Here is a 10586-nt window from a genome sequence, read left to right as displayed (position 1 = left end):
GACGTCCTCGCCGCCGAACGCAAGGAACGCGCCCGCATCCGAAGCGAGAAGGGCATCCGATGGGGCGGACGCCCCCTCACCAGCGTGGCCTGACCAACCCGGCGAACCAACGCGGTCACAGCACTAGCAGCGGCGCGAGCAGCAGCGCCGGGACTCCCAGGAGTCTTCTCACCTCGACACCTCCTTGCGCCCTCGGGCGCTCCACAGGGATCCGACGTCGATGACGACGACTCGAAACTGGTAGCCGGGCTGGAGGCCGAAGCAGTCCTTGTCGGAATCGGCTTCGGCCGTCGGGCAGCATGAGATACCCCGCCTGATCATGAAGGAATGCCACGTAGCCCTTGTACGTGGCAGGCGGCCTTTCGGGGCTGCCACTGCCCTCGGGCCGGTACACGACCGGACCGCGGGCAGCAGGAACCGGAGCTTGTTGCTCGGCTTCACCGATGCCAGGAAGCTGCTCGTGTCCGATATCGGCAGCGCTCCCAGTGAGGCGGGGACGGTGATAGGGATCGGCGTCGCGAAGGACCGGCTGGTGTACGTGCGCGATACTGCTGGCGAATGTGAGGGCATGGCGGCTCGGTCTGCGCCGTCACCGCAGGCCGCCGCAGCGAGTAGAGCGCACACGCACACAGTGGAAACCACTAGTCGAAGAGCGCGTGTACGCCTCATCCGGCCACTCCCAAGGTCGTGAAGTACAACCTTGGGGTCGCTGCGTCGGCCGCAGCAAGAGCGAAGTCGGGTAGACCGATCGGCACGGTCTCGGTGCTTCACGGGTGATCACCCAAACGTCGTGTCCCAGATACGCATGGAAGGCCGGCTGTCGCGCGCGTGATGAAACCGCATCGCCGTCACTCAGTTGGGGCGCTCGCACGAACTCCTCTTCCGCGTCCGGCACCCGCATGTCACGGATCGCATCCGGTCGTCTGCGTCACCGTCCCGCCTGCCGCGACGGCCCGCATGATCGCGACCGAGCTCGCCCCTCCCACGTGCTGGCGACAGCCGGGTGGAACCGAGGGCCAGGCTGCGCTTGCGTCCAGGCGTTGACAGCCCTGCGCAGGCCGATCGGGAAGTGGCGACGTCTCAGTGGACGTGTGCCGGCGTGTGCAGCACTCTGGCGTGCCCGACCCGGCGGGTCGGACCGGTGAGCCGGATGGCGCCGCTCCACCGGATGTCGGTGCTGGAGGCGCCGAGTTGCACGGTGATCTCCCCCGGTTCGACGATGCGGTGGAGGTCGGGGCCGGTGTAGGCGAGGCGGTCGGCATGTAGGCGGAAGACGACCCTGCGTTCTTCGGCAGGCGCCAGATGGACTCGCATGAAGCCGGTCAACTGGGTCACCGGGCGTGGTAGTTGGGCTAGCGGGTCCGCGGTGTAGAGCTGGACCACTTCGGAGCCGGGGAGGTCGCCGGTGTTCCGGACCCGGCAACTGATCTCGACCTCACCGTCGGTCGCGATCTCCTCGGCACTCACCCCGAACCCGTCGTAGGCGAACGTCGTGTAGGACCGTCCGTGCCCGAAGGGGTAGGCGGGGGTGGGGTCGAGGTTGCTCACGCCCTGGGTGTTGCCGCCGAGCGGGGCGTGCAGGTAGGTGCCGGGCTGGCCCCCTGCCGTACGCGGGATCTGCACCGGCAACTTGCCCGAGGGGTTGATCCGTCCGCAGAGCACTCCGGCGAGGGCGGGACCGCCTTCCTCGCCGGGGAAAAACGTCTGGACGATGGCGGCCGCGTGGTCGGTGTAGGCACCCAGCGCGTACGGGCGGCCGGAGACGACGAGCAGGACGACCGGCGTGCCGGTGGCCAGCAGGGCCTCGACCAGTTCGCCTTGGACGCCCGGCAGGGAGAGGTCCTCCGCGTCGCAGCCCTCACCGGAGGTGCCCTGGCCGAACAGGGCAGCGCGATCGCCGACGACGGCGATGCAGACGTCGGCCTGCCGGGCCGCGTCCACGGCCGCGTCGATGCCGCCGCGATCCATGTCCTTGACGGGGCAGCCCTGTTCGTACGCGATGCGAGTGCCGGGCAGTTCCGTGGCCAGAGCGTCCAGGAGGGTGCGGGCCTCGATGCCGTTGTCGTGGCCGGGGTGATGGGGCAGGACGTGGTTGGGGAAGGAGTAGCAGCCGAAGAACGCGTTGGCGTCGTCGGCGCACGGGCCGATGAGGGCGATGGACCGGGTCTCCGCGGTCAGGGGGAGGCGTCCTTCGCGGTTGTCGAGCAGCACGATGCTCTGCTCGGCCAGCTCGCGGGCGATGGCCCGGTGCGCGGGCGGGTCGAGGTCGATGGGACCGTCGCCCGGCACGTCAGGGGCGAAGTCGGCGTCGAGCAGCCCGAGTTCGACCTTCTGGCGCAGCACGCGTCGTACTGCCCGGTCCACCAGGTCCTCCGACACGCTTCCCTCGCGGACGAGTTGGGCGAGGGGTTCGCCGTAGCAGAGGGTGTCGGGCAGTTCCACGTCGATGCCCGCGGTGAGCGCGCGGGCGCCGGCCTCGCCCTCGGTGGCGGCGATGCGGTGCATGGTGCGCAGGAAGGCGACGGACCAGTAGTCGGAGACGACCGTGCCCTCGAAGCCCCATTCCTCGCGCAGCAGCCGGGTCAGCAGGCCGGGGTCGGCGCCGGCCGGCATTCCGTCCACGTCGGCGTATGAGTTCATGACCGAGCGGGCGCCGCCCTCCCGTATCGCCGTCTCGAAAGGCGGCAGGATCACGTCGGCGAACTCACGCGGGCCCATGGAGACGGGGGCGTGGTTGCGGGCCGCCTTCGAGGCCGAGTAGCCGGCGAAGTGCTTGAGAGTGGCGATGATGCCGGCGCTCTCCAGACCCCGGACGTAGGCCGTGCCGGTCGTCGCGACGAGGTAGGGGTCCTCGCCCAGGGTCTCCTCGACGCGGCCCCAGCGGTAGTCCCGTGTGACGTCGAGGACGGGGGAGAGGCCCTGGTGGACGCCGACTCGGCGCATGCTCGTGCCGATGGCGTTGGCCATGCGTTCGACGAGGCCGGGGTTGAAGGTCGCGGCCCAGGCCAGCGGGGTGGGGAAGACGCTGGCGCGGTGGGTGGTGAAGCCGGTCAGGCACTCTTCGTGTGCGATGGCGGGGATACCGAGCCTGGTGCTGTCCATCAACTCACGCTGCAGTGAGGCGAGTTGTTGCGCCCCCTTGCCCGGCTCGACAGGCTTGGTGCCGAACGGGCGGGTGAGGTGGCCGAGTCCGTCCTTGCTGGCCTGTCCGAAGTCGGTGTGGCGGGCGAACACGTCCTGCATGGGGGCGACGTTGCCGCTGACCCGTTCGACGCCGGGCCAGGCGCTGCCGAGCTGGGCGAGCTTCTCCTCCAGGGTCATTTCGGCGAGCAGGGACTCGACCCTCTCGTCACGCGGGCAGGCCGGATCGGCCCAAGGTGTGGTCATGGTGCGTTCCTCGGGTTGTGGGCGCGGGGGATTCAGGAAGGGCGGAAGGGGTTCACGAACGTGCGGCCCGGGTTGAGGGCCGAATGGCCGGAGTAGTGGTTGATGCGGCTGGTTGAGGGGCGGGTGGCCGGACTCATGGATGGTGCGGTCGAGTTGAGGGTGGCCGGACTCACGGATGGTGCAGTCGAGTTGCGGGCGGGACGGCCGGTTCATGGATGGGGTGCCGTCGGGTGCCAGGGTGGATGACCGGAGTCGTGGACGGGGCGGTCGGGTTCAGGGCTGCGCGGGCGGTGGGGCGGTGGAGCCTCGGACCACCAGTTGGGTGGCCAGCTCGACGCGGTGGCTGTCCAGCGCCTCTCCGGCGGCGAGGCGGAGCAGTGTGCGCAGGGCGGCCCGGCCGATCTCGGCGAACGGCTGTCGCACGGTGGTCAGGGGAGGGGCCGAGGTACCGGCCGCGGCGGTGTCGTCGAAGCCGACGACACTCACGTCGTCCGGTACCCGCAGGCCGTTGACCCGGGCGGCCTCGATGACGCCGAACGCCTCCAGGTCGTTACCGGCGAAGACGGCGGTGGGCGGCTCGTCGAGGGCGAAGAGCTCCAGGGCGGCCTGGTAGGCGGGTTCGAACCGGAAGGCTCCCCGCTTGATGAGCCGGGGGTCGGGCGCGATGCCGACACCGCTGAGCGCGGCCTGGTAGCCGTGCAGACGGGCGGTGTTGCAGACGGCGTCGTGCCGCCCCTCGATCATCGCGATCCGGCGGTGCCCGAGCTTGAGCAGGTGCTCGGTGGCCGCCATGCCGCCGCTGAAGTTCGTCGCACCGATGCTCGGCACGCTCTCGTCCGGCACGTTCATCGGGTCGATGAGGACGAGCGGAATGCCGTGCTGGGCGAATTGCGCCCGTTGCTGGACGGTCAGCTCGGACGTCACCAGGATGACGCCCTCGCGGCCGGCGTTGGTGACCTTCCGGGCCCAGGCGGCACCGAGGGGATCGTGGGGCGCCGTACCGATGACGACGTCGACCCCGGCCTCTGCCGCGGCCTCCGTGACACCCTGCGTGATCACCAGGTTGTTGGGGTTGACCAGTTCGTCGAAGCTCAGGTCGACCGTGCGCACCGGGGACTGTGCGCCGCCCGGCCCCCGGGCCACGTAGTCGTGTTCCACCAGCAGCCGCTCGACGCGTGCCCGGGTCTCGGGCGAGACGTCGCTGCGGCCGTTGACCACCTTGGACACGGTGGCCACGGAGACGCCGGCCGCTTCGGCGATGCCGGTCAGTGTCGTCCGCTCGACGGCTCTCTTCGCCATGGTGGTCCTTTCGCTGCTTTACGGGGACGGTAGCGCAACCTTTCGCACGGTTCCAAGGGTTCCCGGCAAGGAAAACTCCTGGTTCCTGGCCCCTTGACCGGCCGTCGGCGGGCACCTACTTTATCGGCCAGAAAACGCAGAGGTTTCGAAAAGTTTCGAGCCGAGCCGCCTCCATCGCATCCGACGCAGCCGACGGGCCGTCCCGCGCGATCGAACCTCTGAAGAGCCGAAGGAGCTCACGATGACCCCGACAATGCCCTCCCGCGCCCTCATCACCGCCTCGGCGGCCGCGCTCAGCCTCACCCTCGCCGCCTGTGGCAGCAGCGGGCGCACCGCCGGCGGGGCAGGCGCAGACGGAACCCTGGCCTGGGCGCTGACACAAGGGTCGGAGGCCACCTTCCGGGCCTCGGCCACGCAGTGGAACAAGGACCAGCCCGGCAGCAAGATCACCTACCAGTTCTTCCAGAACGACCCCTACAAGCAGAAGCTGCGTACCGCCGTGGGCGCGGGCAACGGTCCCGTCCTGTTCGAGAACTGGGGCGGCGGCGGACTGAAGAGCTACGTCGACGCGGGCAAGGTCGCCGACCTCACCGCCGATCTCGACGCCAGCCCCGCCTGGAAGAACCGCATCTTCCCCTCGGTGCTTCAATCGGCGACCTTCGGCGGCAAGGTGTACGGCGTTCCCGTCAACGGCGTGCAGCCCGTTGTCCTGTACTACAACAAGGACCTCTTGCAGAAGGCGGGCGCGCAGCCGCCGAAGACCTGGGACGACCTGCTCGCGCTGGTGAAGAAGCTGAAGGCCCGGGGCATCGCTCCGATCTCCATGGGCGGCGCGTCCAAGTGGCCCGACCTGATGTGGCTGGAGTACCTCGTCGACCGTGTCGGCGGACCCGACACCTTCGCGGACATCGCGGCAGGCAAGAAGGGCGCCTGGTCCGCCCCCGCCGTCCTCGAAGCCACTCGCATGATCAAACAGCTGGTCGACGAGGGCGGCTTCGCCAAGGGCTTCACCTCGGTGTCCGCCGACACCGGCCAGGCCGAGGCCCAGCTCTACACCGGCAAGGCCGCGATGCTCCTCCAAGGCAGCTGGGGCTACGGCAGCATCAACACCGGCTCCCCGAAGTTCGTCTCCGAAGGCCGGCTGGGCTGGGCAGGGTTCCCCTCCGTCGCCGGCGGCAAGGGGGACCCGAGCGACATGGTCGGCAACCCGGCCAACTTCTTCTCCCTGTCCGCGCAGGCGAGCGCCAAGGAGAAGAAGACGGCGGTGTCCTACCTCAAGGACGGCGTCTACAACGACGCCTACGTCGACAGCCTCCTCAAGAACGGCGACGTTCCGCCGGTCAAGGACCTCGACGCCAAGATCAAGGCATCGGCCAACGCGGACTGGTCGTCGTACGTCTACAACCTCACCCGCGACGCGAAGAACTTCCAGCTCTCCTGGGACCAGGCGCTCAGTCCCGAACTCGGCGACACCCTGCTCACCCACCTCGACCAGCTCTTCCTCGGCCAGCTCAGCCCGGAGCAGTTCTGCGTGCAGATGGACAAGGCGGCGGCGAAGTGAGTACCGCCAAGACCCCGGCGGCGACTCGGCAGGGCGGGCCGCCCTTCGTGATGGCTCTGCCCGCCCTGCTGCTCTTCGCCCTCTTCGCGCTCGTGCCGATGGCGATCGTCGTCTACCTCAGCTTCACGCAATGGGACGGCCTGGGCAGCCCGGCATGGGCGGGCACCGACAACTGGCGCGAGGCACTGACCAGTCCCGTCACCCGCCACGCCCTCTGGCTGACCGTCAAGCTGATGGTGCTGTCCTGGGTGGTGCAGACCCCGCTCAGCCTCCTGCTGGGCGTCTTCGTCGCCGGCCGGCAGCGCTACCGGGCGCTGCTCGCCGTCTTCTACTTCGTGCCGCTGCTGATCTCCACGGCCGCCATCGCCGTCATCTTCAAGAACCTGCTCGACCCCAACTTCGGCCTGGGCGCGGCCTTGAACCTGCCCCTGTTGAACCAGAACTGGCTGGGCGACCCCCAACTTGCCTTCTACGCCGTGGTGTTCGTCATCGCGTGGCAGTTCGTGCCGTTCCACACGCTGCTCTACCAGGCCGGAGCCCGGCAGATCCCGGCCTCCCTGTACGAGGCGGCATCGATCGACGGCGCGGGCCGGCTCGCCCAGTTCTGGCACATCACCCTGCCCCAGCTGCGCTACACCGTGGTCACCTCGTCGACCCTGATGGTCGTCGGCTCCCTCACCTACTTCGACCTGGTCTTCGTCCTCACCGGCGGCGGTCCCGGCTACGCCACCCGCATCCTGCCGCTGGACATGTACATCACCGGCTTCCAGAGCAACGAGATGGGTCTCGCCAGTGCCATCTCCGTCGTGCTCGTGGTGGCAGGCCTCCTCCTCTCCCTCGCCCTCCTCCGCTTCTCCGGCTTCAACCGGATGCGCAGCCAGCAGGCAGGTATGTGATGTCCGCGCTCTCCCACGCCCCGACCACCGACTCCCAGACCCGCCCGGCACCCATGACGGCGGGAACGCCGGGCCGCCTCGCCCGACTGCGGCGCACCAATCCCCTCGGCGCCCTGGGCGGCGCGCTCTGGCTGGTGATCGTCCTCGTCCCGGTCTACTGGGTCCTCGTCACCAGCCTGCGCACCCGCGAGGGCTTCTTCGACGCCAACCCGCTCGCCCTGCCGACCAGTCCCACCCTGGCCAACTACCGCCTGGTCTGGGACAACGGCTTCACCCACTACCTCCTCAACAGCGCCCTCGTCACCGTCGGCGCGACGCTGCTCACCCTCGCGGTGTCCTTCCTGGCCGCGTACGCCATCGTCCGCGGCACCAGCCGGGCCCTGCGCTGGGCGTTCAGCGTCTTCCTGCTGGGCCTCGCCATCCCGCTGCAGGCCACGATCATCCCGGTGTACTACCTGATCGCCAAGGCGCAGATGTACGACACCCTGCTCGCGATCGTGCTGCCCTCGGCGGCGTTCGCCATCCCGCTCACGGTGATCATCCTGGTCAACTTCCTGCGGGACATCCCCGACGAACTGTACGAGTCCATGCGCGCCGACGGCGCCGGACACTGGCGCATGCTGCTGAACCTGGCACTGCCGCTGTCACGCCCCGCCCTGATCACCGTCACGATCTACGACGCCCTGAACGTCTGGAACGGCTTCCTCTTCCCGCTGATCCTCACCCAGAGCCCCGACAAGCGGGTCCTGCCCCTGTTCGTATGGAGCTTCCAGGGCGAGTTCACGATCAACATCCCCGCGATCCTGGCCGCGGTGGTCCTCTCGACACTCCCGATCCTCGCCCTCTACGTCCTCGGCCGCCGCCAGCTCATCGGCGGACTCACCGCGGGCTTCGGCAAATGACAAACTGAACAGGTCTACCCCGCCGAGCTCCCCGAGAGCGCCCCCGGGAACACCCAACACCACCAACACGACGGCCAAGTGATCGGCTGCACCACGACAAGGCAACACCGTTGCTTTTAGCCACCGTTGCTGGTGTCAAGGCCGCCTTCTTTGATCATCTCGAAGTGCAGGGGTGAATGCCTGAGCTGTTCTGGGGTGCTTGCCGGTGGTGAACGCGTACTTGCTGTTGCGCTTGCGGACGCGGGCCTGCGACCGCCAGCGCCGGCCCTTCGGCAGGAGGCCGGCCAGGGCGGCGCGACCGATCGCCCCGACGAGGCCCACCGGACCGACCAAGGTGATGCCGCTAGCGGCCACGATCTGGTCAGCGGCGTCGTTGAGCAGCACGACCAGGCTAATACGCTCCGCAGACAGGTCCGGCTGGGCGGTGACCAGGTCGTCCGCGGTCCGCACCAGTGCCTGGTAGGCGGTGAGCAGGGCGTAGACCTCCTGCTCGATCATGGGGACCGTCCGCGAACGCAGCACCCGTCCGTCGAGGATGGTCGACTTCAACGAGAAGTTGCAGGTCTCCGTCTGCCACCTGCGGTGATACAGCGCGATCAGCTCGTGGGCGGGGTAGCGCTCAGTGTCCAGGAGGCTGGTCATCATCAGCCGGCATAACTCGGTGCGGCGGGTGCCGTCGGCCAATGTGATGGTCATCCGGGCTTCGATGATCCGTACCTCGAGTCGCCCGTAACCGCGCCCGGCCTGGTATCTCCCGGCGCAGACGGTGGTCAGATATGAGCCTTTCGGCAGCGGGCGGCGCAGCGTCGGGCGCCGCTTGCGGGTCGGCGGCTCACGCCGTGACGCACCTACCGACCACTCAGATCAGCGCCACTGCGGCGGGATGTTCTCCATCTGTTTCAGCAGGTCCCAATCCTGGCGCTTGTGCTTGCGCTCCGCCGACGGGCTGTCCCACGGGGCCCCATGTCCCACCCAGTATCCGCGGTAGTTGCGCAGGCCCATGACGCTGGCGTCCCCGACATCTGGCTCGTTGCCGCAGCAGGGACAGATAGCAGCCTCATTCGGCCAGCCGCCCTCCCAGAACACCTCGCCGTCGAAACCACAGACCCTGCAGACCGTCTCCGTCTCGTTCTCTGTGCTCGCCACCCCGACAGTCTAACGATCACTACCAAATGCAACGACGTCGTAACGGGGCATGGGGCCACGACGGCTCGTCCCGGCGCCGCCAGGCCGCAGCCGCCTGCCTGGCTCTCTCGAGCTTTCCGTTGACCTTCCAAGACGCGTCCCTCGCGGTCGGCATCGTAATGCCGTGACGGGACTCGTCGTGCAGGTACTGCCGGTACGAGCCTCCGTTCGGACGGAGTCGGCAGTCCCGCCGGCAGTCTTCACTCAGGCGTTCACCTTGGGCAACTCCGCAAACGCGGCAGGAATGGCAGGCGCCGCGGCGCTCGCGGGGCGGGTGGTCGACGTGGGCGGCGCACACGGCGGTTTCAGTGTGGCGGCAGGAGCCGCGGTGGCGATGACGGTCCTGACGTTCCCCGGCCTGCGCTCCTCATCAGTGGATCTGAGGCCGTCCGCGACTGCGGAAACCACGGCGCGAACGGCGCTGCCCCCAACGTGACCAGCACGCTTCCGAGTGGTCTTACCGACGATCTCCCGTCTGCTCTTCAGGCTGGCAGCAGCTCATGGCTTCTGGCGCGGGCCTCACTTATTAACGGGTGGGTCCGTGCTGTTGCCCACGGTGTACGGGGAGAGATCGCTGAGCTGGTACACGCCGAGATGGATGCATGGCGGTACGACTCATCGTCGCCACCTGGCGCTTTGAGGCTCAACTGGAGCGGGGCTGGCCGACGGGGAGCGGACATCGACATCCCCACGAGGTCGGCCCACACTGCCTCGCCGACACCATCGACGGCCTGTTTCGTGGCGCGTTCCTCGGCGGTGAGGACATCCAGGCTGACGCGGACGCCATCGGCAGGTAGTCGAGGGCCAGACGGCGGCCGACGTAGTCCATGACGGAGCCGGCCTGTTTGATCTCCGGATCGTTGGTGGGGCCGGAGGGCTCGAAACGGGTGCCGACATAGTCGGCGACGAGAATGTCGAGCGGAACACCGTGCTGGAGACCCCGGGTGACGGTCGAGGAGAAGGCGTCCATCATGCCCGCGAGCGTGGAGCCCTGCTTGGCCGGACCATCACCTCGACGACCTCGCCGTCGGCGGTGCGGGCAACGGTGAGCCCTTGCCCTCGCCTACGGTGAACGACCGGGTCGTCGACTTCAGGCGGCTCGGACTGGGTCTGGCCGTTCAAAGAGCCTCATCAACGGGCCCGTCGGGGTGACGGGGGATGCCGGTGTCAGGTCAGGCGCGGGTGCTGGTGTGGCGCACGCCGGTTCCCCACTGCTCCTGTACGGGTGCCATGCACCACTGGCACAGGGGGCTGCCGCCGGAGCCGTACTTGTGGGTCCTGCGCTGGCAGACGGCGCAGGGGCCGACCTTGTCGCCGGGGCAGATCAGGGCGGAGGGGTCGGGCTCGCTGATCGGG

General features: G+C 68.7%; 8 protein-coding genes and 1 pseudogene. 3 read left to right on the top strand and 6 right to left on the bottom strand.

Annotation, left to right across the window (positions count from 1 at the left end):
• Positions 1–1080: 1080 nt before the first annotated feature.
• Positions 1081–3387 carry a glycoside hydrolase family 3 N-terminal domain-containing protein gene (locus tag GRC12_RS36230; RefSeq protein WP_208784293.1) on the bottom strand — a complete coding sequence of 769 codons (2307 nt, stop codon included), beginning with the start codon at positions 3385–3387 and terminating at the stop codon, positions 1081–1083.
• 273 nt (positions 3388–3660) lie between these two features.
• Positions 3661–4686, bottom strand: coding sequence for a LacI family DNA-binding transcriptional regulator (locus tag GRC12_RS36225; RefSeq protein ID WP_208784291.1), 1026 nt, complete (start codon positions 4684–4686; stop codon positions 3661–3663).
• Between the two features lie 241 nt (positions 4687–4927).
• On the opposite strand from GRC12_RS36225, the gene GRC12_RS36220 reads away from it, so the two are divergent.
• From GRC12_RS36220 to GRC12_RS36210, 3 genes are read left to right on the top strand one after another with little or no spacing between them, the layout of a single operon-like run.
• Positions 4928–6247, top strand: a complete 1320-nt coding sequence (locus GRC12_RS36220; protein ID WP_244374311.1) for an extracellular solute-binding protein — start codon at positions 4928–4930, stop codon at positions 6245–6247.
• A gap of 50 nt (positions 6248–6297) precedes the next feature.
• Positions 6298–7143: a carbohydrate ABC transporter permease gene (locus GRC12_RS36215; RefSeq protein WP_208784295.1), complete on the top strand. Its 846-nt coding sequence runs from the start codon at positions 6298–6300 to the stop codon at positions 7141–7143.
• On the top strand, positions 7143–8045 hold the full coding sequence (locus GRC12_RS36210; protein WP_208784289.1) for a carbohydrate ABC transporter permease: 903 nt from the start codon (positions 7143–7145) through the stop codon (positions 8043–8045). The genes GRC12_RS36215 and GRC12_RS36210 overlap by 1 nt, the downstream gene beginning before the upstream one ends.
• A 135-nt stretch (positions 8046–8180) precedes the next feature.
• Here the strand turns inward: GRC12_RS36210 and GRC12_RS36205 are convergent.
• From GRC12_RS36205 to GRC12_RS36190, 4 genes and pseudogenes are all read right to left on the bottom strand, one after another.
• Positions 8181–8876, bottom strand: a pseudogene (locus GRC12_RS36205) (transposase); the annotation flags it as partial.
• A gap of 33 nt (positions 8877–8909) precedes the next feature.
• Positions 8910–9191, bottom strand: a complete 282-nt coding sequence (locus GRC12_RS36200; RefSeq protein ID WP_208784287.1) for a hypothetical protein — start codon at positions 9189–9191, stop codon at positions 8910–8912.
• 682 nt (positions 9192–9873) lie between these two features.
• A complete protein-coding gene (locus tag GRC12_RS36195; protein ID WP_208784286.1) occupies positions 9874–10203 on the bottom strand; it encodes a hypothetical protein in 330 nt (109 codons plus the stop codon).
• Between the two features lie 199 nt (positions 10204–10402).
• Positions 10403–10586: hypothetical protein (locus tag GRC12_RS36190; RefSeq protein ID WP_208784285.1), on the bottom strand; the 184-nt coding region annotated here is incomplete at its 5' end.

The sequence above is a fragment of the Streptomyces griseorubiginosus genome (genome assembly GCF_017614965.1).
GTDB classification, from domain to species: domain Bacteria; phylum Actinomycetota; class Actinomycetes; order Streptomycetales; family Streptomycetaceae; genus Streptomyces; species Streptomyces griseorubiginosus_B.
Note: the sequence above shows the minus strand (reverse complement) of the source record. Positions and strands in the feature narration are given on the sequence as shown.

Bases quoted from the DNA above. Each gene is read 5' to 3' on its own strand.
- GRC12_RS36230 (WP_208784293.1), bottom strand. From the start codon at position 3,387: ATGACCACACCTTGGGCCGATCCGGCCTGCCCGCGTGACGAGAGGGTC.
- GRC12_RS36225 (WP_208784291.1), bottom strand. From the start codon at position 4,686: ATGGCGAAGAGAGCCGTCGAGCGGACGACACTGACCGGCATCGCCGAA.
- GRC12_RS36220 (WP_244374311.1), top strand. From the start codon at position 4,928: ATGACCCCGACAATGCCCTCCCGCGCCCTCATCACCGCCTCGGCGGCC.
- GRC12_RS36215 (WP_208784295.1), top strand. From the start codon at position 6,298: ATGGCTCTGCCCGCCCTGCTGCTCTTCGCCCTCTTCGCGCTCGTGCCG.
- GRC12_RS36210 (WP_208784289.1), top strand. From the start codon at position 7,143: ATGTCCGCGCTCTCCCACGCCCCGACCACCGACTCCCAGACCCGCCCG.
- GRC12_RS36195 (WP_208784286.1), bottom strand. From the start codon at position 10,203: ATGATGGACGCCTTCTCCTCGACCGTCACCCGGGGTCTCCAGCACGGT.